This window comes from Microscilla marina ATCC 23134 (genome assembly GCF_000169175.1).
Lineage (GTDB): Bacteria > Bacteroidota > Bacteroidia > Cytophagales > Microscillaceae > Microscilla > Microscilla marina.
The window spans coordinates 257,617-282,280 of the sequence record NZ_AAWS01000009.1; the positions used below are offsets into that span (position 1 = coordinate 257,617).

Consider the following 24,664-nt stretch of genomic DNA (forward strand, 5'->3'; position numbering starts at 1 on the left):
GTGTGTACGACTATTCTGTAAAGACTCTGCGTATATCTTCTCCTTTATAGTACCACTTTCCGCTCACTTTTTTCGCTGGAAGCTCCCCTCTTTCTCTCATTCGGGCAAGGGTATCATCGCTGATGTCTCCTCCCATTTCTTCTTTGATTCTTTTGTTGGTGTATATATCTAACCCACTGTTTTCAGCTTTAAATAACGCTTCTATCTTGCCATACATTGTTTTTTCAAAATCCTTCATTAAGTCCTGAAGATCTTCTGTTGTTGGAATATTTATTGCCATAATTTTAAATACTTATTTTTTTTTAAATAAAAGGTTATGGTTGCAGGCATTTGTCTCTGATTTTTTCACTAGTTGTTATTACGAAAATCTTTTTTGCCAGATCATACGCTTCTGGAATCCAACCTCTGCTTTCCAACCAGGTTGAAAATCCCGATGCATTGGGGCAATAGGCGTTTTATTCACCCTTTTAGCATTTTGATATAGTTTTTTTCCATATACCAAAGAGAATTACTTGTAAACAGTTTGGTATATCTTCTGTACTGGTGCGCGCTTATAGGTTGCATAGTTTTTTACTAATTGATTCAACACTTTTCGAGAATCTACAAAAAGCGTCAAGGTTTCTTCTTTTTTCCAGTGCATTCAATTCTACTTCTACTTTTTGCTTATCCTGCTCTATAGTTTTGATTCGAAGTCTACCATTTGTTGAGCCTGTATCAAAAGCATTTGTGCCGGGGATAATGCTTCATTTCTCGCATTGTACTTTTTTTCACACTCAATAAAGTGTTTTCTGACTTCCCGCCCCTTATCAGTTTGGGCTAACATGGTAAACGCTTTGGCACATTCGACTGACATACAAATAGTATCAAAGGGTCTGCTTCTTCCTGTCTTTTTATTTTTCGCAACTTGGCGGAAAAATTGATAGTCAGTGAGTTATGTGAGGTTTCCTTTAAAACCTTCTTTGTATTGTCGTTTTTTAAAGGCAACAACCTTTTTCTGGACAGGGTACCAACAGAAATCGCCCGGCTTTCGTTAAGGTAGCAGCATCTTAACACCACGTTTTCTCACTACCGTTTCAAGAGGCAGCGAGCCAAGCTCTTCTATGTTAGCCTGATCAAGGGTAGCTGCCCCTATATCACGTTTTCTCACTACCGTTTCAAGAGGTAGCGAGCCAGGCTCTTCTATTTTAGCCTGATCAAGGGTAGCTGCCCCTATATCACGTTTTCTCATCTCCATTTCAAAAGGCAGCGAGCCAGGCTCTTCTATTCTAGCCTGATCAAGGGTAGCTACCCCTATATCGCGTTTTCTCACTACCGTTTCAAGAGGCAGCGAGCCAGACTCTTCTATTTTAGCCTGATAACACCTAATAGCTTCCATTAGAGCCTCAGCCAATGCCTTTACCAGAAGCAAACCTGCCACAGGAGGTTGCTGCCTTAAATCATTTGTGTTCATTGGTTTTATCATTAAAAGCTGATTGATTTACCATTTTTGAATCTCAACATCACTCACTGGTTAAAATAACAGTAGTTGTCTTTCTTCCAATTTGAAAGATTGAACTACTGTTATGATGCCTTCTACTCTCTTATCTGTCAGGATTTCCTAAGTCACCCTTATAATCTTGATTTTCCTCTGGCATTCCAAAATGTTTTATTGCCAGGTCATAAGCCTCTAAAATCCAGCCTGTGGATTCGAGCCACTCGATGGGTGTTTTATTTGCCATTTTTGCTTGCTGATATATATTTTGTCCGGATGCTACGGTAAATTCCTTGTAAAGAATCTGGTAGAGTCCCTGGGTGGTTATCCCATACCAGATCGAATAATTTTGCATCATTTGCCCCAATTCTTTTCTGACTTTGGTAAAAAGCGGGTTGAAGTTTTCTATCTGTAAACTTGCTTGAGCTGCCTTGATATGGGTTATTTTGTCTGTCAAGGAATCTTGTGCATCCCTGATGCTACTTATTTCGTGTGCCAAAAATGTTTGCCGGGAGTTCAAAATTTTTATTTCCCTTTTAGTTTCTTTGGTGGACTTTGTTAGTTCACAGAGGTTTTTTACTGCCTGTACCCAAAGCTTCTGATTGAATGGCTGTCCCTGAACTGTTTTTCGAACATGGTCGAATGATTGAATCAGTTTGGATTTAAAGGCAACAACCTTTTTCGTGTTCCTGGAAAGGGTACCAATGAAGATGGCCTGATTCTCACTAAGGTAGCAGAATCTTAGGGTAGTTGCCCCTACATCACGTTTTCTCACTTCGGTTTCAAAAGGCAGTGAGCCAAATTCTTCTATTTTAGCCTGATAACGCCTGATCGTTGCCATCAAAGCTTTATGCTTGATTCCTAATGTTTCTGCCACCAACCTGCTATCTACTACTGGCATTTCGTTTTTTATTTCAATAGGTAATAAGCCTTCCAGTGAAACTTGTGTTGAGTTGTCTTTGTTCATTGATTTTGTCATTAAAATAAGGTTTGAGTGGGGCGAAAACGTTTTTTTTAGAAAATAACATCTTTCCCGGTTCCTCATTCGCCCCTTGTTATTTTTGAAAACTAAACTGTTCTATGTCCCCCCATAATATTTAAGATATCAGGGGGACAGCTCACAAATATGCTATCTGGTCGCTTCCAATTCTGTCAGAATAAAATGTAAGCCAACCATTTCCACATCCGTAAAGTGAGCCGTTCGCGGAGTAAAACTCAGGGGGATGTCAGAGGGCTCGCCTGTAGGCTGCTTAATTACTTCCAATTGAGCCGCTATTTCATACTCCGGACGATCCAGCCACATGGTTACATCTGCATAAGTGTTCAGCAAAGCATTGATTTTAGTCACCTTTTGTATATTGTCATCTTCTGCCTGGGGCAATGGGGTAAATACAATGCAAGGGATGTTCAACACGTTGGCAAGCTTTTTTAATTCCTGAATATTACTTTGAGTGTCTCCATCCACTACCTGATGTAAATCATCTATAATAATGAGTTTAACCTGATTGTAATAGGCGTGATAAAGGCATTTGCGTCTGAACTCCTCAAATGCAAGCCCTCTGATGTTACAGGCAATGAAATTAAGGTTAAAGGTGGCCATTAACGTATCCTGGTATTTTTTGTACTTTGCATCTTCGGGACTTTCTTTGATGTGCTCTATTTCTATCAGGTCAATATCACTCATGGCTGATACCATGCGATGCCTGATGTCTCTTTCTTTGCCTGCCGAACAAAAGAAAATACCCATATCGTGGTGTATAAGTGCATCGAGAGCCAAACTTACCGCCAGGCTGGTTTTGCCTGCTTTAGGGTAAGAAGCAATATGAGTAAGGGGTTGGGTAAGGTGAAATAAATCGGCTGTCATCATAAGAGTTATCTTGATTTAAAATGTTTGAAAAACCTATTTTGCTATTTGCTGGCAGGATTTACTTTTCTTCAAAGTCATCCGGATTCCTGCTAAATCCTCTCAGGGAGCTGTAGGTAGTGTTTGAGGAGGCATAACCTCTCCATTAGCCATTTGCCAAAACTCTCTTCTAAATTTTCAAATCTTTGGCACATTCGACTGACATACGAATAACATCAAAGGGGCTTCTCTTCCTGCCTTTTTATTTTTCCGCAACTTGAAGGGAAAACTGATAGTCAGCGAGTTATGTAAATCTTCCTCTAAAACCTTCTTTGCATTGTTACTTTGTCTGTCAACACTGAACCAGGTCATAAGTCTGGTTCTGTTTTTGGGTAGCGAGTTTAAGTCCTTCCCTACCACTACCTGCCCCTCTGGATCACTTTTGCAAGCTTTTAAAGTAAGTGTGCTTGCCAATGAACTGCAATGGTATGATTACATTGGTTGGTTTGGCTTTGTTCTTTGCCAGGATAAGTTGCGTAATGCCCTGGGCATCTTCCGGTACCCGGTGGAGAAATAAAACAGTATCAGCATTTTTGGTGGCTTCCAGATCAGCCAGGCAAGGCGGTCGTCTTTCCAAGGCATGTGAACGATTTAACTGTACTACAGCAATGATGGATATTTGCAGTTCACTGGCCATTTTTTTTAGTTGCTCTGTGATCCAGGCGAGTTCCTGAGACCTGCTACCAAAAGATTGTTCTTTGACTTCAATGAATTGAATAAAGTCAATGCATACGAGTTGAATATCGTGTTTAATTTTGAACCGCATGATTTTGGTCTTTAACTTCTGAAGTGGAAAACTACTGCTGTCATCAATAAATATTGGACGTTGGTTCAACAGTTGGGCTTGTTTTTCAAGTGAAGCAAATTCTTCCTTGGTCAGTTGTCCCGACCTGCTGCTGTTCATCTCTATCCTTGCTTCAGTGCATATCATTTTGTGAACAAGGCAATCCGTTGGTGATTCCAGGTTAAAGATCAGAGTAGGGGTGTTTTCTTTGCTGGCACTGTGGGCAAACATTGCCATTAAAGAGGTTTTACCCAAGCTAGAAAGTGAAGCAATCAAAGTAAGTTGCCCCTTTTGCCATCCACCTGTGAGTTGATCCAATTCTTCAAAACCACTTCTAATGCCAGAAATTTCTGCCGGGGTCTTATTCTGTGATTGATTGTTACTTTGCTTTTTCATTTGATAACTCTTTTGTTGTTTTTATTTAATTCTTATGAATGCCTTTTATTTGTCAAAATCGTCAGGGTTTTGACTAAACCCTCTGAACTGTTTTGCCGGAAGCGATTGTGTTGCCCTGCCTGGCTGCTCAGGTTTTGGTATGGGCTCTCTCCAAAACTGTTGATTCAAGTCCTGAAATCTGAGGTGCTGAGGAACGAACTCCAGCAGAATCGTTCCCGGTTTACCATCCCTATGCTTGGCAATGATGAGTTCAGTGACTCCTTCGGTAGAGTTTCCAAGGTGATCTTCGGTAACTCCGTAATAAGCTGGTCGGTAGAGAAATGCGATGGTATCGGCCGACTGTTCTATTTCTCCTGATTCCCTCAAATCGGCCATCACAGGACGTTTATCCCCTGGTCTGGTTTCTACCCCCCGGTTAAGCTGAGAGAGTGCAATGATGGGGATATCCATTTCTTTGGCGAGCGCCTTTAAATCCTTGACAATGGTGGCTACTTCCAGCTGTCGGTTTTGGCTTGCCTGACCACTATGCCCTTTCATCAACTGAAGGTAGTCAATGATTACACACTCTACCTGATGGCTAAACACCAGCCGTCGTACTTTTGCTTTGAATTGAAGCAGGGATAGCTGTGGGGTGTCATCAATAAAGAGGTTAGGTTTCTGGATGAGCTTTTCTGCCTGCCTTACCTTCGGTATCTCTTCCTGGAACAGCGCTCTGTTTTTGATTCTTTTAGACGCAATGCCTGAACACATGGCAAGTAGCCTGTAACCCAGCTCTCTTGCGCTCATTTCAAGTGAAAAGAAGGCCACAGGTCGCTCAAATACTTCTGCGGCATTGAGGGCAAGGTTCAGGGCAAAGGCGGTTTTACCCATCGCGGGTCGAGCTGCTAACACAGTCAGCGTTGCCTTATCAAACCCTCCAATATGCTTATCCAGGCTATACAAACCCGACGGTATCTTGTTTTTCTGAATTCTTTGCGGGTTTGCTACATCCTCCTCAAGCGTGAGTATGTTCTCTGAAACTATTTTTGATGCCCGGCTGAACTGCTTCTTTATTCCTGTCTCGCTTAGTTGAAATACATCGTTTGCCAGGTCATCTATGACCTCGAATGCATCGCTGGTGTGGTCAAAGGCCACTTTACGGATTTTGGAGCTTATCTCGATCAGTCGCCGCTTTATTGCCTGTTCTACCAGAATGTGGGCATGGTACACAATATTGGCGGAGGAATTTACCATGGAGGTCAGCTTCATCACAAAAGCGGGACCTCCTGCCATTTCAAGTTTACCTGTTTGCCTTAGTTGCTGAGTTACTGTAAGCATATCTACTGGATTGGCTTGCGCAAACAGCTCCAGTATTGCCTGATAAACCTCCTTGTGGGCAGGCTTGTAAAAGTAATCGGGTTGCAGCAAGTCAATAACCTGCATGAAGGCAGGTTGTTCAATGAGTATCGCTCCGAGTACCGCTTCTTCTATATCGATGGCTTGAGGAGGAACCTGTCCTTGTACTACCATTGTTTTTTTGGTCATGGGTTTTGATCAGTTTTTGAGTGATTATTTTTTGAGTTTTATGCTAATACCAGTCTGGTCTGGTGGCGGGCTCAAAGTCCTGTTGGTAGGAGGTATATATTATTTGCCCCATCTCTTTCTTTCGTTGATAGTCTTGTTTTTTTTGAACTCTATCGAGGTCTTTCGACCAGTCTCTGCCATAGCCATTTCCTTCAATTGTGAGCCAGTTTTTGAGGCTGTAGTTGGTCGTTACCCCTGGGGTTTGAATAAAGCTTTGATACATTTGCAGGTTTTGCCGCATTTGTTGAATGCTCAGGTCACGCTCCTGTTGAATGGTTGAAATTTGTTGCATAAGGTTTCCCAACTCCTTTTTGGAAGGCAAAATGTTAAAGGCTTTGTAGGTTTCTTGTGCCAGATGATAGGTCTCGTGCTGTCTGGCAGTATCTTTTACCGCAGTATTTTCTGGTTTTTGCTCTGCCTGATCCGCAGACGCTTGCGTTGTGTCTGGTGGAACAGCTGACAGGGCATTACGGCGAACCGTAGCTTCACTAATCAAACCTTCCTGAATAAGCGACAGGTTATCACTGAAATATTTTTCTGCCATTGTCACAGTGCTGCCTTCCTCAGTAAATATTTGAATGACTTCTTCTTTGGAAGGTACCGGATTTACCAGGTGTTTTGATTCTTGCTGACCAGATGGTGCGGGTTTGTTTTGGGGCATTTCTGTGGCAACAGACTGATTCTTTTCGCTTACCTGAGTTGATTGTTTTTCTGAATAAATTTCCTCTTTTACCTTTTGGTTTTCATTTGTGGGGGTAACCGATGCTTTTTTTTCCAAAGCATTTATTCTGTTCAGGATCGACTCATTGGTTTTAGCAGTTTCTTTTTGCCGTTCCTGTTCCCTGGCTTCCAGGGTTGCCATTCTTTTTTCCATAGCCGCCATTTTGCTTAGGAGCACCTGAGTGTTTGCACTGGCTTCCTTTTGCCGTTCCAGTTCTCTGGCTTCCATTGCCTTTACGTTTTTTTCCAGAGCAGCTAAATCTTTGTTCGGTTTTTCGTGGTCATTAACTCCTGCCTGACAATGTTCTTTTTTTAACAAAACATTTTCCTCCTTCTCTTCTTCTTGCACAGCAGTGAATATTTGTTCTTTACTTTCAAAAATTTCTTTTTCTTCTTTTTCTTTAGAGAGAGTATAGGTTTTATCAATAACTATATTATCTTTAACTAAATTATTGTGCGAACAACTGTATGATGTTGCTTCGATAAACTGTTCGATGTCACTTCGATCAATCTTTCGTTGTCCCAAGAGAGTTTCAATGAGTATATCGAAGAATTGTTCGTTATTTGATAGAACAATGGTTCGATCTTTACTGATTTCTCCTATGAGTTCGAACAATTGTTTCTTTCGGCTCTCAAGTCCTGGTAAATGATGCAACTGCGATTCATTGGGCAAAATACAGGTGTTTTCAAAAATTTTTTGGGCAATGCCTGAAAAAGCAAAATAAGCCCCCAATCCTTTTCGATTGGGATGAGGGATTAAAAATCCAGCGTTGACTAACTTTTCCAGTTTTTTCTGAATGCCCCGATCACTTTTTATCTCAAGTGCGGGCAAGTCTTGACGACACTTTTTAGCCTGTAACCAAAAATACTCAATCTCTCCTTCTTTGATAGACTTATTTTTACCACTTCTGGCAAAGTCGTGTGCCCAGCCAAGAATCGCATGCTCGTCCAGTTTAAGACTGATGCCTTGCCGGATGACTGCCTCAAAATCGAGGTTGATTCGTTTTTTATAGGTGTTATCTGTTTGTTTTTGATTTTTCATCACTAATTATTTAAGGTAAATTGAGACAGTACATCAGGAGCCTTTAAACAACTTTTGGGTGATAGGAGAAAAAGCGTAGTAAGCACCTATCCCCTGCCGATTGTAGTGGGGAACAAGCAGGTCTTGCTTTACCAGTTTTTCGATGATTTTCCGGATTCCTCTATCAGTCTTAATTTTGAGGGTAGGCAGGGCATCCCGAACACCCTTTGGAGTAAAACAATAATACCTGATACCATCATCCTCAAGAGGTTCAAGAGTGCCATCCCAGGCAGCTTCATAAGCCCAGGTCAAAACCACATGCTCAGTGAGCTTAAGGTCTGTTTGATTTTGAATAAGCGCGTGAAAATCAAGAATTAAATTTTTTTTGTAAGGCATTGTTATTTAGTTTGATGAATTTATTTTTATTTGTTTTAGCATTTGTGTAAGACAGCTTTCGCTGCTTTTTCGTCTTCATTGCTGAGGCCTTGCCCCGTTGCCGCCTGTCTGTTTTTACCTGTTTCCAAGGCTTTTTTTTCCAATAGTTTACGATCCCGGCAAGATAAAAACGCCCGTAACTTACGTTTGCTGCGGGCAATTTTCTTTGGTACATATATCCACGTATTTTGATTGATTTGTACCCTGACTTTGCCCCGCAATCTCTTCTGACGGATTTGGGCAAGCACTTTGGCTTTACGTCGATCTTCCCAGGTAATTTCCCAGCTCATGATAAATATTTTTAGTTGGTTACTTAATTTTCCCCGGTTACACAGAACACCGATAACTACAGTTCTCTGTGTCACAAAGAAGTAGTCGGTGGTATTCGTATACCGATAAAGCGTTTGCTTTATGGAGCGAGCATAAAACAAGGTTAATATAGTTACAAGTGATTTTTTTTGCCCAGGAATTTTGGGCATAGTAATACGTCTTATGAGTAATCCAGCTGTGATAACAAGTCTTAGGTCTCCCTTCGTCTTAGATACAGTGAACAGTTCAGCTATCTGAAAAGAAAAGGTTGCACCGGGTTGAAACAGTGCTTCCTTTCTTACGCTCTTTTTTCAGGCATTTATAAATTATCCCTGAACAAAGCTTTCGTCATCTTCTTCTGATTTTCCTTCATTTTTTTGGCAAGCCCGTTCACGACGAAGGTTTTCTGCTTTACGTTTGAAATGAAAGAATATTTTTGATCTGATCTTTCCTTCGAAACTTTCGGGAAACTCAAAAAGAGTGAGCCGTTTTCCTTCAAAAACAATGGTTTGGATAGGTAAATCCTCTGCCTGAGGATATCTTTCTTTGAAGTCACGGTAGAACAAACTACCATTTAAGTGTTTAAGGTCAGTAATAGTGAAATCTTTGATATTACTTTCAAAAATCTTTTGAAGCACAGTAGTGCTCTTAGGAGCACTCTTTTGCGGGCGCTTCTTTGGCTTATTCATTTAATCTTACTTTGGATAAACAATTTATTGAACTACTGGCTTGAGGTATCTATCGAGTTCTAAAATTGATTTTGCCGGGTTGCCTAAGCAGACACCTGGCTACATTTATCTTTTTGTTTGAAGTAAGAAATTATCCGGGTTTCTATTTGATGAGCAAAACTTGCCGGAAATTTAAAAAGTCTGATCTGTTCGTTTCCAAAAGTGATCACTTGAACAGGTAAGGAGTCTGGTTCCTGCCACACATTATAGAGTAACCAGGCATTTAAGTTGCGAAGATCACTGGCAGTAAAGTTGTCAATATTACTTTCATAAATTTTTTGCAGTATGGTCACTTTTCTTGCTATACGCTTCCTTGTGCGTTTGTTGAATTCATTCATAATTTGATCTGTTTATTTGTTATTAAGTAAGTTGTAAAAAGACAGAATTGACTCAACAGTTTGTTTACTACCTGAGCCAGCCTGAATTCTACTTTATAGTATTTTTACAATTAACTCCTATTATTTTTTTGCAGGCGTTTTTTACGCAATGCATTAAGGTCTTTTCCTTAACGAGATGCAAATATTGAAAACAAGATGTTTACCTGCAAACATTATTTAAAATATTTAATAATTTTTTTGGAGAATTATTTTTATCAAAAATGATAGTAATAAAAAATACGATTAAATTTTGTAATGTAAGGTTAAGTTTATATTATTGCAGGATGTTTGGGTTCTTTCATTTGGGGAGTTATACAACAAGTAATGTTTTTGTGTAATTTTCCTTATGCTCTACGAGCGTTAGCTCCACCTATTTTCAATAATTTTTCGTGTACATTCACTCCAATTTGTTGTCAGTTAGCTTGCTTGACATCAAATTCTTTCTCAAAGAAACCCCACTTTCTTATTCCTTAGCTTAATTTAAAATGTTTCCAAAAAAACATTCAGGGCACTTTTATGCTTTTTTTTTGGGAAGATGGCGGAATTATAAGTCTGAACCTCTTTGTTTGCTCCGACAGTAATCAATTACATTTCTGTGTGGACATAAGCAAAAGAGGTACAACAACTCTCTGGTTGCCTGTTTGGTAAACCGCATGGGTTTGTTGTAGGTAATCAGACTAAAAATTCGCTCATTTTGAAACAAGGCTTCTATTGCTATTTTCTCATATATGATATTTTGTGGAAGTAAATGGAATTGCTATATTTGCACTAAAATAAAATATATAACAATTACCAACATTAAACATTACAAATGGGAATAGATATAGGTTTTAAAGAAAGGTTACTTAAAATTATACAAGACTTAGGGTATAACAGAAAAACATTTGCTGAAGAAATAGATGTACCTATCACAAGCGTTTATCAATACATCAGAGAAAAAAGCGCCATCAAGCCTTCGCTTAATTTTTTTATTAAGTTTTTAGATCGGTTTCCGAATGTGAATGGCAACTGGTTACTCACAGGTCAGGGAACTCCCCTCCTGAGCATGGATGGGAGCAGGAGTAATCAAAGTGGGCTGGTAAAAAATCTAAGAGAGCAGGTATTGACACAACAAACGCTTATTGATACGTTGTTTCAGGAAAATACTTATTTGAAATCAGAATTGGACGCAGTCAAAAGAGCCAATGAAAATTCTGGTACTCAAATTAAAGGCTAAATTTTGGATGAATAGTTTTAGTTAAAGTAAGTGTAAAACCTTCTCTGCTTCGATCGGAGAAGGTTTTTTTATGAAACTTCTCCTCTTATATATATACTTCCGGATATTTTTATGCTTCCTTTGTTTCCAGGTTATTCAACAACCTTTCTGCCTCATCAATTTTCTGCTGTGCTTCCTGAAAAAGCTGGCTGCTCTGCCGGAAAAGAGCAATCCCCTCCTTTAATAAAGTTTTTACCTGTCCATGAGGGGCATGGTACTCCATCATTTCTGTCGCGGTTAATTGAAATATTTGAGCAATGCTGGTAATCTCATCGAGGTCGAATGCCTGAGTACGGCCATTCTCCAGTCTCTCATAAGACTGTTTGCCCCACTTCAGTTTATCAGCCATTTGTTGTTGGGTAAACCCATGACTTTTGCGCAGTTGTTTGACTATTTTCAGTAGTTCCTTTTTTTTCATTTTGCTAAAATACCCGGTTTTTATTTTCTATACATCAGTAATTGATGCTTTTTTATGTGATAAGTAGTCGTTTTATTTGTAAACAGTCTTTAAATGACTATTTTTAAATTATTAAGACATAATTAAGTGATGTTTTTTAAATTCTTGCTTGCATTTGCGGGTAAACCAATACCTGACTAACTATGACTAAAAATACTTTTTTACAAAAAATCAAAAAAGCCAATTCAACTTCTGAGTTAAACACAAAGAATCCTTATGATGAGAAACATAAAAGCTCTCAGTATAAGGAGTATTACCAGAAGGCAGACACCTACATGACAGGCAAGTCGTACCTGGAACGACGAGTGGTGTGGTATAAACTAGGCAAAGGCTTTCGCTTGTTTTATCACCCGGTTTCGGTTGTGCTTGCCCTTATTACAGCTGTTTTACTTGCTACCCGCCATCTGGATTTTAAATCGTTGGGGGTTATTACTACCCTGTTGCTACTCCTCACATTGGTATGCCTTATCATAATTTTTGGAGCTTTGGAATGGGGCAAGAAAGAGAAGGCAACCGACGTGTTTTACAAGCGGGCAAATGGAAATGAAGTACCACTAATACAATGGGGGTATCTAAGTTTATTTGTGATTTCATCACTTGTGGTGAGTGCGGTGGGTGGAGCTTTGATTGGGGATTCACAGATTGACCAGTCCAAGGCTATTGCCGCTGCTGAGACCCAAAAAGTGCAGCAGATCAAAAAGAAAAACCAACCTCGCCTGACTCAGCTTAGTAATACCATTGCCGGGCTCGAAAACCTGTCTGTAAATGCCCAACTCAGGCGTTGGGGGCTGACAGTAAAAGAGCAGGAAAACCTGGAGGCGGGCAAAGCAGAAAAATTGGCGCTGGAGAAAAAACAGCTGGATGAGATCACTCAGGTAAAAACTAAATATGAGGCAGCAACCAGCACCAATGATCATTACCGGACAATGGGCATAGGCATTGGTTTTTCGCTGGTGCTGCTGATGGAACTACTCACGATTTATGCCTATTACTTTCATAGTGTTTTTATGAAACGGGTACAAGAAGAAGGGAACGAATATGATATTTTGAATTCTAAGGAAAGTACAAGTGATGACCCAGGCGGCAAACCTTCTCCGGAACAAATTACCGACGCAATTGTGGCTGGCATACTTCAGGTGGCAAATGCAGGAAGCAAGGCTGGTTTATACCCTACTGGTGGTGTTACATTACCTGATAATCATCCCAGTCATCCAAGCATTAAAACAACGGCAGGTGACATCAACAGTGATGCAACAGTTGAGGCAGTTAAAACACCTAAAGCAGATAACGCCCCGGTTGACAGTGAAGATGGTGTTGTATCAGTCACACCTGATGCAACAGTTAAACCACCTGAAACAGAGGATAACAGTTGTATCAGTCAAAACAGTTTAAACGGTGTTAAAACACCTGTAAACAAAGACGTGAATACTATTAAAACAGGTAAAAACAGTCATGGCAGTCATACCAGTCAAAACAGTGTTAAAACACCCATCAACGAGGGTATGGGCACAGTCAAAACACCTAAAAAAGAGGATAACAGTGATGGCAGTTACACCAGTCAAAACAGTCTAAACGGGACCCACATGCTCACCAGTGTTGTACCCGTTAAAACGGTGTCTAAACACCCTAAATCAAAAACCAGGAAAGCAACTGGTGTAACTGGTACACCTGTTAAGGCAGGCGCAAAGAAAACCAGTAAAAATGGTTATTATATTCCACCGGAGTGTTTTGACAGGTACTACCAGGGACGCGACCGAACCGACGACCCTTATCGGAAATTAAGGTGGTATGAAGAGGTGTTGCCTGATTTGATAAAGGGAGTAAAGTATGCCGATATTCTACAGAAAAAATATAAAGTGTACGACTTTTGTCAGGACAGGTATGTAGTGAAACACATTAGTGATACTACGCTTAGGATTACACTGGTGAAGGGTTTGAAAAGTTTAGCTGACTCTGAATAGTACAAAAAAACAACCCTCTTCTTTTTGATTAAGGAAGGGGGGAGGTTAAGAGATGGTGACTTTTCGGGGGTAAGGTTATTTAGTTATAGGCAACTGCAAGCCCTCCCTGAGAGTTAAGCTCATAAGGGTCACGTAAAACAAAGGTTTTTGCGGTATGATCAATGTTTGCCTGTACCGAAGAATTATCCCTGATGCCAAACCTTATGATGGGTTGGCTATCCCCAAAGTCATAAATTTCGAGTTTTCACAACCCAAATTCGGTGGCTTTGGTATCACTTACTCCACCCCTGAGTTGATCCACATCAATTTGTAAACTCATACGTATTTTGTTAATGATATTAAAATATGATATTTATTCTAGCATAGAATAGATCAAAGTCTTACTTTTGCTACTGAAATCACTATATCTAATGCCTCAGGTTTTAGATATCCTGGCAGGGAGATAGAGGTATATTTTTCTGTCAGGTTTTTGTTTATGCCAGCCCATTAGAGCAATTAACTGCCAGGGCTTCAACCTGAATCCCACCACACCCGCATCTTTTGAAAAATAAGCCGCCTCATTTTTATCACCCTTAATCACTCCATTAAGCCCCTTTACAGCAAATATTACACACTATACCAGTAACCGTTTCATTGTCTGATATCTCAGTTGTCGGACTTGCCTTCTCTTGTTGCAAAAACACAAAATAATAATCAATTAAGTCTTGGATGTACTCTTTGGTTTTTTGCCCACTCACAAATCTGATTTACAGATTTTCCATTGCTTGGTTGATTAGCTTGCTTACTGATTTAGCATTTCATACTTTTTGGCTTTCTCCTGAATAGTTAGTACCTGCTGCTTGCCCACCCCCGCTGCGACTGCCTTACGAATCGCTTCTTTCTCGCTAATCTTAAACTCCCTGAATATGGTTTGCCAGGCATCAGGGTTTTGCCAGTAAGCACGTTCTTTTTTGGTAAGGTTTTCGGCCAGTAAAATGACCACTTGGTTACCTGCGGCAAACAAGCATTCGATGAGTTGGCGGGTAAAAGCCAGTGGCTCAGTGGTAGCCTTGGTTTTCTGAGTAACTTTGCCACCTCCATCAATTACTGTTTCATTGGCAGCAAGCGAAACCACGGGCAGCCCCTGACAAGCCGCCCATGCTGCTTTGCCCGAAAAGGGTAGCCCTACGGTACAATACAAAGTAGGGAGCGGGGTTTGTTGTTGTTTTTTCATGGTGATTTGATTAAATAAAATAACTGGCAAAAATGCCGAGAAAGTGCATGATGTCGCTATTTTCTATATTGCTTATCATTGGCGGATTTATCAGGTTCAGTCCTGTGTCGTCTGACAAATCAGCTGATATATTACTTGCTATCAGCTGATAAGTATTCAAACGGTCAGCGGAGCGGTAGATGCCTGTGCTGATCCTTTTGGCAGACTGGGGTATAAACTCCCCATACATATTAGCAAGTACCCCAGAAGACAAGTCAGCAAAAGCAAGGTAGCCAAACAAGCTCACTCTGAAAGGGTAGCGATGTTCTCTAAACTCGACTTCGGCATAGAGCGACTGTTGCAGTTTGGTATCAATGGCTTCCTTGATGGGTTGGGCTATTCTCACCCAGGCCTCAAAGTCTGTTTTATTTGCATAGCTGTGTACCGGGAAGTACTTAATAAGCCTATGCCCGGTTTTATAAATTTCCATCCGGATTTTTGGTTCATACTCTTCGTTTATTGCATACAACTCCTGCACGCTGGCACCTGTTGGTTCGTAGCTATTATCCAAGGTTACCTTGCCCAGTATACAGACGTTTGCAGGAGGCGCCTCTTCTGCTACCAAAAACTCCAGGGCATCCTGCCATTTATTCGGCTGACAATACATCTGGTATTCCTCTCCATTATAATGACTGTTGGGTAGTGAATCAGGTGGAGGAAAACTAAGCACAATATCTCCCACAACCTGCCATTTTTTGCCTTGACAGATAATTTCAGTTTCGCTGGTCTGGTTGCCAGTGCGTTCACCATTAAATATAAGACTGTCACCGAGTGGCTTTTTCAGGTCGAAACCTGCCACAATACCTTCTTCGGTACCAAGTGCTACCTTGGTGTGCCACAACTCCTGATGAAGCACTTCGGCTTGTGCTGCTATATTTACGAGCTTCATTTTCCTGATCTTATGGGGTGAATGGACATTGCCGTTAGCATAAGTCACTGGGTTGCCGGGGCGATAAGTGTCCTCTACTGCCCAACCATAGTTCTCAGCGTCTGGTACCGATTGAGCCTCTACTTCGAACACTTCGCCATTATAAAGAATCATACCTGCGGTGGTGGTAGCAAAACCGCTGTCATCTTCGCTGATTTCGCAGCCTTGAAGTATATAACTCTTACTCAAATCAAGCCCCAACGCCATAAAGCTTGCCACTTGTCCTTCTTGTTGAGCCTCCTGCAAATGGAGCAAATCGTCCAGCGAGTCGGGGTGCCCGCCCGTAATGAGGTCTAATATTTTTGCCATAGTGTGTGCTGTTTATTCTTTGATGATAACTGTGTAAATCTTGTCGGGTAATTTGTATTTGTTGATGAAGGCACGTACCTGAAGTTGTTGATCCTCACTCAGTGCCGGAGTCTGTACTACAAAATCGTACTCCCCCTGAAATTCGCTCAAAGTGTAGCTAAACTTGGGAAGAAGGTTTTTTTCGGTAATTTCGCTCAACCAGTAACGGTAATATTGCAAACTGGATGCTTCGCTGAGGTAATAGATATGGCGGCGGTTTTTCTGATAGGTTTGGTTGATGATAATGATCTCCTGGCTTAGCCCTAACCTGCGGTTGAGTTCTTCTTCGAGCACCATCGTTTGGTTGCTGATGGCGATTTCCAGTTGGGTGGCCACCCTAAAAGCCACAAACTTTGTGTGCAAGGTTTTGATAGGGGTAAGCATTACTTGTAGCCAAGCCAAATGCCGTGCTTGTTCCTTTTTGAGGTACGAAGGTACTAGCCAACGTACAAATTTATTCCAGTCAATGGTCATGCTTTTATTTATAAAGGAGTTTTTAAGGTGAGGTGGTCTTTAAGCGGGTGTTCATTGTCTATTTTTACATAGCCCGATTTGGGGATGTATACCCGGTTTACTGGGGTGTAAGTTTCTCCACTTGCCTTGGCTTCAAATAATGTAATGACTACATCTTCCACGCCTGCTACCGCCTGCACCGCATCTACAATTTTAGATCGCAGGATTTTACCATTAAAAGGCAGGTTGGAGAGGTGTTGATCAATGGCAGTTTCTATGCTTGTTTTGAGTGAGGTAGCTTCGAGCAAAGGATTGTAATATACTTCCAGGCTGAGCCTTGCGATGTCACCAGGCAAGCTATTGACGAGAATATATGCTCCTGGCGGTTGCAAGCGATCAATGTAGCCTCTTGCGGCGGCGAGTTCACTGGCCGAAAGTTGCCCCGGCTGTCCGTTCACTGTTTTGGCTACTTTGAGCGTGGCAACGTTGTCACTACCGCTCGCTACCGAGATGGCCGCTTGGCTGATGATTTGTTTTTCGGGAGAAATTTGGGCGTAGCCCAGCGCCCCGTTTTCATCTCTGACGAGGTTGTCTCCGTACTGAAACTTTTTCATCTGTAGTACAAACCATTCTGCGGAACCAAAAATGTTCTGGGCAAGTCTTGCTTCTACCTCTGCCTTGTGGCGGTCAAAGAGTTGTTCCAGCGTCCAGACTGCCATGGCCACTACGTAGAGCCAAAGCCGCCAGATCGCAAAGTTAGAAGGAGAGTCTAAGGCATCAAGCTTAGGTTCGGCAGCTTTGGCCGCCAGCAGTTCATTGCGTATTTGAGTAAGGGTTCTTGCCATGGTTGTTTGTTTGCTTGTTTGTTTGCGGTATTTAATTTCCTGTTTTTACAATCACCGTCTGGGGTAGTTTATTTGTAAAGTACTTGATTAAAGGGTAGTCACGAATGTCTACCTTGTCAGGGTCGTACCTGACCTCAGTACCTGCCGCAATCTCCTGATCCAGCGAAAGTGTAGGATTGTCGTCTAGCAGCATAAAAAACGTCTGGGGGTTTCCATACAGTTGCAAGGCAAGGTCTATGATGTTTTGCCCCTCGTAAGTAGTATAAACTTGCATCATATCTATATCAGTGTATCAATCATCGCTTTGCGCCAACCATTTAACCATTAGCGAAGCGAAACCATTCAAGCATTTAATTACTCCACCCCGCTTCAATTCGTACCAAATCGCCTCCTATTTGCTCATCTATGTCAAAGCGCACCGATTCTATAGTTTGCCCGTCCAGTTCCAGTTGCAGCTCAATCTCAGCCCGCATTTCACTAAAATCACGGTTTTCATCATTTAGAAAAATATCCAGCCCAATACCCGCCTGGGGTGCAGCCCGCAAATCGCCTTTGTTGGCCACCAGGTTATGCGCCTGGTGCTGCAAGGTGGCATCGCCCAAGGCAAAGTCACCGTTTTCAAAAGCCAAATCACCGTCTACTTCCGAGAGTAGTACATCTGTCACCTTACGCCACTTATTAGGGTCAGTTGTCGCCATCGCCGTGCATTACTTTTTTATTTTCAAAACTGGGTTTAAATACTCCCGTCTGTTTACCCGCCACGACTCCCTTGAGGGTGGCCTGCAACGCCGAAGGACTGCCATTGCCCGGTTCAGGAATAGGTGACCCCGAAAGTACCTGAACCAAGCCATCGAGGATTGCTTTGTTCTTGTTCCACTCGGTTTTGAGCTCAGTTACCTTGATCAGTCCACCCGCACTGTCTCCATTGAGCGAAAGCTTGTCAGCGGTGAGTTGCAAGCTCAAATCACCCACTTTCAACTGATGAGCATCCTGGCTCATATTCACTTCCAAGTCCCCATTTTTATAGCTCAAGCCCGCTTCGCTCAGCTCAGCCACACTGTCTTCGCTGAACTGAACGAGCAGCTTTTCTACTTCGCCAAACTTTGCCACATAAGCCTCGCTTTCTGAGGCTTCGAGCATCGATACAATCACTGCACTGCCTATTTTTGGAATAAACACTACCCCGCCTGCTACCTCGCTGTCTATACTTGCCACCAGGCGTACATCCGGCAAAGGAGCTTCACCGCCCAGTGGTTGCACCTCACAAGTGCGTTCGGCTTCGTCTACCTCTACCACCGTACCCCGAAGGTTTTTGCTATCGGCAGGCAATGCCTCCATAATTCGCCGAATAGAATTAATAAAAGCGTTGATATTTTCATCCATAGTTTAGTTTACTGCGCCCTCCTTCCAATTTTTACCGCCCGTTTGAAGCCCCCGGTTTTGCTTACCGTGGTTTTTACCTCATCTACAAAATATACGCCCTCACGTTCGGGATAATCAGCATCCCGGATTTGGCAACGCGCCGAATGTACCACATGCGGAATGCCCAAGGTTTTAACCCCGCCCTTGTAGCCTTCGTAGCGGTACAGCTTGACTTTTTCGTTGGCAATTTTTTGTAAAGTATCTTTATCTGCAATGGGCTCAGGTGAAATCCAGGTTCTGAGTTCGCCTTCTTCGCTGCCCGCATACACCTCCAGTTTTTGATTGTTCTTCAAATAAGAGGTTGCCTTGAGTCTGATCTTAATATCCTCCTTGCGGCGATACTCCAACTCGGTGGCAAGTACGTTTCGCTGTAAGTCATACACCACAGGTGTTTCATCTACCCCGGTAGTCAGTGCCACATCCTCTGAATAAGGCAAGCCCACGTACAACTGCTTGCCCCGGAAGTACATGGCAAGCCCATAATTGTCTTTGAGCTTTTGCAACACCCTGGCGGCACTGGCATTGGCCACCCGAAAGGGGGCAAGGGTTACTTCGGGGACTTCTTGGGTATCTACCAGCTCTATTTCAAAGCCCTTGATGGCTTCTTCAATCACCTCCTTCAAAGTGGTGTGCTTCCAGGTTTGGTTGAGGTTAGAGCGCTGCAAATGATAGACCTCGTCCACACAATGCATCTCGAAGGGTTGGTTGGGAAGTAGCCGGGCAATGTAGCCCCTGAATTCGGTAGGCAGCTCGCCGTCGTAGCCCAACTTAATTTCTACTCCATCTCCCTCTTTGAGTTGCTTGTTGAACTGCCCCCTTAACCTGCCCAGCTTAAGTATGGCCATATCGCCCAGGTTTTTCCACGAACTGGTGATTTCCAGCGAGGTAAAACTGTCGAGTAGATACTCCACCCCACCAGTGACCGGGGTAAATATGACTTGGGTATTGAATGTGAGCATGGGGGGCAATTTAGTACTGGTTGGGTGTTTTTAGGTAAGCGTTTTTTGAGGATTGAGGTTTGAATGGGTTATTTTGTGGTTTTCATAAAGAGCCATTCAATACTTTAGTTGTGATGATAAATTGAATGACCAACTATACCAAAAGATATCACATCCTATGCATCCAACCCATCTTAAAGTCTGAAACCTTATGCATATTGATGGCTTAAAAGGTAGTGCAATCTATTAACAGTATTCAATATTCTGATAGTCAGCTACTTGCAAGGTCTGTAACCCTCTAGAGCTTTTTACACTATTGTAGGTTACAGACTTTACAAGGTTAAAAACTCTTGCCTCAACTTTGATTTGAGCTTGTAAATGCCCATTTTTAGCCATTACTTCACGGGGCTTAATCGGATCATTCAGAAATTGAAATGAGCGGTAATGTTTCGGCGCCTGCCTCAAGCGATGTGGCTTAATCGGATCATTCAGAAATTGAAATGCGAATGCCTTTTGGTCGCTCGTACTCGTTTGGCCATGGCTTAATCGGATCATTCAGAAATTGAAATAAAGGCATTTGCAATGTACAAAAACAAAAACCCGATGGCTTAATCGGATCATTCAGAAATTGAAATACCAATTGCTATAATAAAAATATTGGAGCTGTATAAGGCTTAATCGGATCATTCAGAAATTGAAATTAACTAAAACCACCGCCAGTACTAAAAATTTTTATGGCTTAATCGGATCATTCAGAAATTGAAATGGCTTTGATTACCTCATAAAAATTTATTACCTCTCGGCTTAATCGGATCATTCAGAAATTGAAATATGCTCTCAGGTAGGGCACTCAGGTTGTTTTTATTTGGCTTAATCGGATCATTCAGAAATTGAAATTTGAACATTCGTTTAGCTTTTAGCTTATCTTCTTCAGGCTTAATCGGATCATTCAGAAATTGAAATCTACAATAAAACCTTTATTATTCTATACAAACTGATGGCTTAATCGGATCATTCAGAAATTGAAATTTGTAATCTATTCGCTCTGTTATTTCTTTATCTGTGGCTTAATCGGATCATTCAGAAATTGAAATCGGCCAATTTGATCGTGGCGGTTTTTTTGTTTCAGGGCTTAATCGGATCATTCAGAAATTGAAATTTTTTTAGTACTTCTGTTGTTGTTTCCATACACAAAGGCTTAATCGGATCATTCAGAAATTGAAATTGATTTCTTTCGATTTGCTTCCTTCCGGCAACGATTGGGCTTAATCGGATCATTCAGAAATTGAAATCCTGTTGTTTTTCTCTTTTGCCTCTTTCATCTTTAAAGGCTTAATCGGATCATTCAGAAATTGAAATAGAACTTAGGCAATTGTACATTAGCTTTAAAACTAAGGCTTAATCGGATCATTCAGAAATTGAAATTCACTATAACACAACGAACCCCTATTTTAATACAAGAGGCTTAATCGGATCATTCAGAAATTGAAATACCATCCTACCTGCTCAGGAGCAACCCACCAGCTATGGCTTAATCGGATCATTCAGAAATTGATAACAGTCAGGTGCATAAAACTTTCTGAATATATTTAACCCTATCATTCAAAACACCAACCTAAATACTTTTGATTTTAATCCTTGTCTTTAGCTACTATTTTACCTTTGTAATTAACTAAAGCCTAAATAAAGACTTTATACTATCCTCAAATCCCACCTAGCTTGAGAGCAAAAACATCTCATGAAAATCTACGAGTTTGCCCTCAAAATGCGGGACCTGGCAAGTTCCAAAGTTGATAAATTAAACAAGCTTGCCGGAAAAGCCAGGTCTAAGGTAGAGCAACTGGGTGCACAAGCAAGCAAAGCAGCGGGCAAGTTTCAGGAGCGTTTCCCGGTGGCAAGCCGTGCGGTAGCTGCCGTGGGCAACGCCATTTCAAGGGTCATCCGCAAAATGGGCAAGCTTCGTGGGGTCGTAGTTTCGGGAGTGAGCACTGCCTTCAAAGGACTCAAAAAGACCTTGCTTGCCATGGGGGCAGCCGCCACCCTTGCCTTTGGAGTGGCGGTCAAAGAAAGTATGGGCTTCAACGCCCAGATGAGCCAGGTGCAAGCCATTAGTAATGCAAACGCCGAAGAGTTTCAAGTACTGCGTAACAAGGCGCTTGAAATGGGTAAAACGACCCGGTTTAGCGCCAGGGAAGCGGGGCAAGGTTTAGAGTACCTGGGGATGGCGGGCTTTTCGGCAAAGGATGCGGCGAGTGCCTTGGGGGGAGTGCTTGACCTGGCGGCGGCTTCGGGAATGGACTTGGGACGCACCGCCGACATTGCCTCCAATGCCATTTCTGCCTTTGGGCTCAGCGCTGACCAAAGCGACCGGGTAGCCGATGTATTTGCCAAAACGATTACTTCCAGTAATACCAACCTCGAAATGCTCGCCGAAAGTATGAAGTACCTGGCACCTACAGCAAGGGCTTTGGGAGTAAGCCTGGAAGAATCGGCGTCAGCCATTGGTATTTTGGGCGACAATGGTTTGCAGGGTTCGGTAGCCACCACTACCCTGGCTTCGGGTTTCAATCGCCTGGCCAAACCCACCCGTCAAATGCGTACCCTCATGAAAGGCTTAGGCATTGAAATGTTTGATGCCAAGGGCAAGTTCAAAGGCATCGCCGGGATGATTCAGGAACTCAACCGAGTCACGGTCAATATGACCGACAAGCAAAAGCAAGCCACCATTGCCACCCTTTATGGTTCTGAGGCCACCAAAAATATGCTCTCGCTACTCAACGGAGAAAAGAAGCTAAAAATTGATGCGGCCAATGCCACCCAGGTAGCCCTGATGAAGCGACTCCTTGGGGAAAAGCGTTTGCAGGCTGCCCTCAAAAAAGGAGGTGAAATTACCCTCAAAGGAGCTGAAGCCATCAAGGGCTACGACATTGTGCTCAATACCGCAGCGGGCACCGCCAAAAAAATGGCCAAAACGATGGAAGACAACCTGGCGGGGGATGTCACCAAGGCAAAGTCGGCTTTTAGTGGACTAATGATTGAAATTGGTGACCGCTTTGATCCTTTCCTGCGCCAAATGACCCAATCAATGACGGGGGTGCTCAGTGATTTGGGCGAAAACTTTGGACAGTATTACAAAATACTCAGCGATGCTTTTGCTCCCTTGCGTCAAGCCTTTGGGCAGTTCAAACGCGATTTGTTGGGGGCAAAGGGCAGCCTACACGCGTTTGGCAATGCTTCGCTGGGCGTAAAAGAGGTGGTGCAGGGCATTGCCCAGGCAGTCAGCTTTGTCTCTCCTTTTATTGCCACAATGCTTGCTAATATCTCAGGGTTGATTGGTCGCCTGGCCACCACCTTTGCCCCCATGAAAGATCATATTCAGCAGCTGCTTGGTGGGTTACGCACCAACCTGCTGATGGTCAGCCAGGATGTATGGAACATCGCGGGCAACCTGATTGGGGCACTATCGCCTCTCATTGAGGTAGTGCTCAATGTGGCAAATACGATTATGGACAATTTTGGGCATATCTGGAAGACAATTACCGGAGTGGTAAATATGGTGTTGCCTTTTGTCTATCAGCTTGCCGATTCGTTTCGGGCAAACGTAGATGTGGGGGGCTTGCTAGGGAATGTCATGGCAGGAGTTACTGCCGTGATTAATGGTTTGCGCCCGGTGCTTCGGGTGATTTTACGCCTGCTTACCCCACTGGGCAAACTCTTTTTGTGGATTGGAGGCATTTTGCTTAAAGTGGTAGGTACAGCTTTTGAAGGTTTGGGTACCATTGTGGGCAAAGTATTTGGTGGCATTGGCGATTTGTTCAACTGGTTGATTGACAAGTTTAGCTGGGTATTCAACAAAATCAAACAAGGGCTGCGCCTGATTGGGGTGATGTCGAAAGAGGCAGACAGCCTGAGTCAAAAACAAAAAGATCAAGCCCAGCAAGACAAAAAGCCCCAACCCAAGACTCCCGCCGAAGAACAACAGGAAAAGGAAGAAAAAGAGCGTAAAAAACGCCTCAAAAAACTACAGGATGAGATAGACAGGTTCAATGAAGACCGTAAGAAAAAAACGGTAGATACGATGACTGGTGCGGCTTTCAATACCTTGATTAACCCCACCAAAACGCCGGGTAAAACCAAGGCAAGTCCCACTGGTGGCAGCGATGCTACCACCAGTGCGAGTGGCATGAATAAAATCACGGGGGGAGGCAGCAAACAAGTAAACATCAACATTACCATTGGCAACATCATCGGGATGAATGTAGACAGTATCAACAACCTGGATGCCAAAGGTCAAGAGGTGCAGCAATCGGCCGATTTGATTGTACAGGAGATTGTGCGCAAGATCAATGGGGCAATGATGGTGCAGGAGGGGTAGGCCAGCTTTAATAGTGAGCTATGCCTGGTACTTTTCACCTGTAACTTTGTTGACAAGAAAAAATAGTATATCAAACAAATCAGCGGTATACAAGTACGTTTGCCGTGAGGTGTGTAATATGTCAATTCTTCGCACGCATTGGTACGGTCACCACCTCTAACTTTGTACCATTGAGTGGTACAAGCAAGCTGATTTTAACTTAATCTATATTGAGTAAGACGGCGCATCCGAGGCGACTTACTCCAGCGGGGCTGAAAGAAACAAATGCATTCCCCACTCTCCGAAAAAGGCAGAGAATGCATTTTATATAATCTGGATGCTTTGCTGAGAGATGTAAAAACTAGACAGACTTATTCATAAAAAAGCTATAGACAAATGACTCGGCTTTCACTTTCTAATAATCAATATTTAGTTTGCTTCGTAACCGCATTATTAAATGCTCGTAGAAAAAAGGAACACATTAAAATGTGCACCAGTGGGGCTTTGCTTGGATAAAAGCATAAATGATATATCAATAAGTATTTAGATGTTTAAAAAATCACTATTTATATCGTTTATGCTTCAAATGTAGCATATTCGAATAAAAAGAACAGCTCTTTTCTGAAAACTCTACAGATTAGGGAAGAGTTGCAAATGTTTTAAATTTAGGGTCAAAAATGCCTACTTTACCTGCTTATTGTGAGTCATTACTAGCTCAGTTGGGTCAAACCCAAGTAAAAAAAA

At 42.3% G+C, this 24,664-nt stretch carries 23 protein-coding genes and 1 CRISPR repeat array; of the genes, 3 read left to right on the forward strand and 20 right to left on the reverse strand.

The annotated features are described in order from the left end of the window. Window positions 1-10: 10 nt before the first annotated feature. From M23134_RS10525 to M23134_RS10580, 11 genes are all read right to left on the reverse strand, one after another. Window positions 11-280, reverse strand: coding sequence for a helix-turn-helix domain-containing protein (locus M23134_RS10525; RefSeq protein WP_002702486.1), 270 nt, complete (start codon window positions 278-280; stop codon window positions 11-13). Window positions 281-1,030: 750 nt separating this feature from the next. Then, the gene (locus M23134_RS10535; RefSeq protein ID WP_045113334.1) at window positions 1,031-1,450 is read right to left on the reverse strand and encodes a hypothetical protein; all 420 of its coding nucleotides are present in this window, start codon (window positions 1,448-1,450) and stop codon (window positions 1,031-1,033) included. A gap of 130 nt (window positions 1,451-1,580) precedes the next feature. Then, the gene (locus M23134_RS37860; RefSeq protein WP_232296798.1) at window positions 1,581-2,438 is read right to left on the reverse strand and encodes a Rha family transcriptional regulator; all 858 of its coding nucleotides are present in this window, start codon (window positions 2,436-2,438) and stop codon (window positions 1,581-1,583) included. 162 nt (window positions 2,439-2,600) lie between these two features. Next, window positions 2,601-3,338, reverse strand: coding sequence for a DnaB-like helicase C-terminal domain-containing protein (locus M23134_RS10545; RefSeq protein ID WP_004155863.1), 738 nt, complete (start codon window positions 3,336-3,338; stop codon window positions 2,601-2,603). Between the two features lie 412 nt (window positions 3,339-3,750). Further along, window positions 3,751-4,554, reverse strand: coding sequence for a DnaB-like helicase C-terminal domain-containing protein (locus tag M23134_RS10550; RefSeq protein WP_004155865.1), 804 nt, complete (start codon window positions 4,552-4,554; stop codon window positions 3,751-3,753). A gap of 45 nt (window positions 4,555-4,599) precedes the next feature. Next, entirely contained in the window at window positions 4,600-6,078 is a 1,479-nt protein-coding gene (dnaB, locus tag M23134_RS10555) for a replicative DNA helicase (protein WP_004155866.1), read from the reverse strand. A 43-nt stretch (window positions 6,079-6,121) separates the two neighbouring features. Then, on the reverse strand, window positions 6,122-7,879 hold the full coding sequence (locus tag M23134_RS10560) for a hypothetical protein (RefSeq protein ID WP_004155867.1): 1,758 nt from the start codon (window positions 7,877-7,879) through the stop codon (window positions 6,122-6,124). A 33-nt stretch (window positions 7,880-7,912) separates the two neighbouring features. After that, a complete protein-coding gene (locus tag M23134_RS10565) occupies window positions 7,913-8,254 on the reverse strand; it encodes a hypothetical protein (RefSeq protein WP_004155868.1) in 342 nt (113 codons plus the stop codon). Window positions 8,255-8,289: 35 nt separating this feature from the next. Beyond that, the gene (locus M23134_RS10570) at window positions 8,290-8,583 is read right to left on the reverse strand and encodes a hypothetical protein (protein ID WP_004155869.1); all 294 of its coding nucleotides are present in this window, start codon (window positions 8,581-8,583) and stop codon (window positions 8,290-8,292) included. Between the two features lie 345 nt (window positions 8,584-8,928). After that, entirely contained in the window at window positions 8,929-9,291 is a 363-nt protein-coding gene (locus M23134_RS10575; protein WP_004155870.1) for a hypothetical protein, read from the reverse strand. An 83-nt stretch (window positions 9,292-9,374) separates the two neighbouring features. Next, window positions 9,375-9,668, reverse strand: coding sequence for a hypothetical protein (locus tag M23134_RS10580; RefSeq protein ID WP_045112974.1), 294 nt, complete (start codon window positions 9,666-9,668; stop codon window positions 9,375-9,377). Window positions 9,669-10,518: 850 nt separating this feature from the next. On the opposite strand from M23134_RS10580, the gene M23134_RS37865 reads away from it, so the two are divergent. Beyond that, on the forward strand, window positions 10,519-10,923 hold the full coding sequence (locus M23134_RS37865) for a helix-turn-helix domain-containing protein (RefSeq protein WP_004155872.1): 405 nt from the start codon (window positions 10,519-10,521) through the stop codon (window positions 10,921-10,923). 109 nt (window positions 10,924-11,032) lie between these two features. On the opposite strand, the gene M23134_RS10590 is transcribed toward M23134_RS37865, so the two are convergent. Continuing rightward, window positions 11,033-11,380, reverse strand: coding sequence for a helix-turn-helix transcriptional regulator (locus tag M23134_RS10590; protein ID WP_004155874.1), 348 nt, complete (start codon window positions 11,378-11,380; stop codon window positions 11,033-11,035). A gap of 182 nt (window positions 11,381-11,562) precedes the next feature. On the opposite strand from M23134_RS10590, the gene M23134_RS10595 reads away from it, so the two are divergent. Then, entirely contained in the window at window positions 11,563-13,380 is a 1,818-nt protein-coding gene (locus tag M23134_RS10595) for a hypothetical protein (RefSeq protein ID WP_004155877.1), read from the forward strand. Between the two features lie 781 nt (window positions 13,381-14,161). Here M23134_RS10595 and M23134_RS10600 read toward each other — a convergent pair. The 8 genes from M23134_RS10600 to M23134_RS10635 all read right to left on the reverse strand — a co-directional run bounded on the left by M23134_RS10600 (window position 14,162) and on the right by M23134_RS10635 (window position 19,587). Further along, window positions 14,162-14,593: a hypothetical protein gene (locus tag M23134_RS10600; RefSeq protein WP_004155883.1), complete on the reverse strand. Its 432-nt coding sequence runs from the start codon at window positions 14,591-14,593 to the stop codon at window positions 14,162-14,164. 10 nt (window positions 14,594-14,603) lie between these two features. Beyond that, complete coding sequence (locus M23134_RS10605; RefSeq protein WP_004155884.1) at window positions 14,604-15,869, reverse strand: hypothetical protein; 1,266 nt, start codon at window positions 15,867-15,869, stop codon at window positions 14,604-14,606. 12 nt (window positions 15,870-15,881) lie between these two features. Further along, complete coding sequence (locus M23134_RS10610; RefSeq protein ID WP_004155886.1) at window positions 15,882-16,382, reverse strand: hypothetical protein; 501 nt, start codon at window positions 16,380-16,382, stop codon at window positions 15,882-15,884. 8 nt (window positions 16,383-16,390) lie between these two features. Next, on the reverse strand, window positions 16,391-17,206 hold the full coding sequence (locus tag M23134_RS10615) for a hypothetical protein (RefSeq protein WP_004155889.1): 816 nt from the start codon (window positions 17,204-17,206) through the stop codon (window positions 16,391-16,393). A gap of 31 nt (window positions 17,207-17,237) precedes the next feature. After that, entirely contained in the window at window positions 17,238-17,483 is a 246-nt protein-coding gene (locus tag M23134_RS10620; protein WP_045113336.1) for a hypothetical protein, read from the reverse strand. 73 nt (window positions 17,484-17,556) lie between these two features. Next, entirely contained in the window at window positions 17,557-17,904 is a 348-nt protein-coding gene (locus M23134_RS10625) for a hypothetical protein (protein ID WP_004155891.1), read from the reverse strand. Continuing rightward, window positions 17,891-18,589: a hypothetical protein gene (locus M23134_RS10630; RefSeq protein WP_004155892.1), complete on the reverse strand. Its 699-nt coding sequence runs from the start codon at window positions 18,587-18,589 to the stop codon at window positions 17,891-17,893. Before M23134_RS10630 ends, M23134_RS10625 begins: the two co-directional genes overlap by 14 nt. A gap of 8 nt (window positions 18,590-18,597) precedes the next feature. Then, window positions 18,598-19,587, reverse strand: coding sequence for a hypothetical protein (locus M23134_RS10635; RefSeq protein WP_004155893.1), 990 nt, complete (start codon window positions 19,585-19,587; stop codon window positions 18,598-18,600). A 385-nt stretch (window positions 19,588-19,972) separates the two neighbouring features. After that, a CRISPR array of direct repeats spans window positions 19,973-21,124; the repeat unit is 30 nt; unit sequence GGCTTAATCGGATCATTCAGAAATTGAAAT. A 180-nt stretch (window positions 21,125-21,304) separates the two neighbouring features. Between M23134_RS10635 and M23134_RS37870 the strand changes: the two genes are divergently transcribed. Next, complete coding sequence (locus M23134_RS37870) at window positions 21,305-23,941, forward strand: phage tail tape measure protein (RefSeq protein ID WP_004155909.1); 2,637 nt, start codon at window positions 21,305-21,307, stop codon at window positions 23,939-23,941. Window positions 23,942-24,664 lie beyond the last annotated feature (723 nt).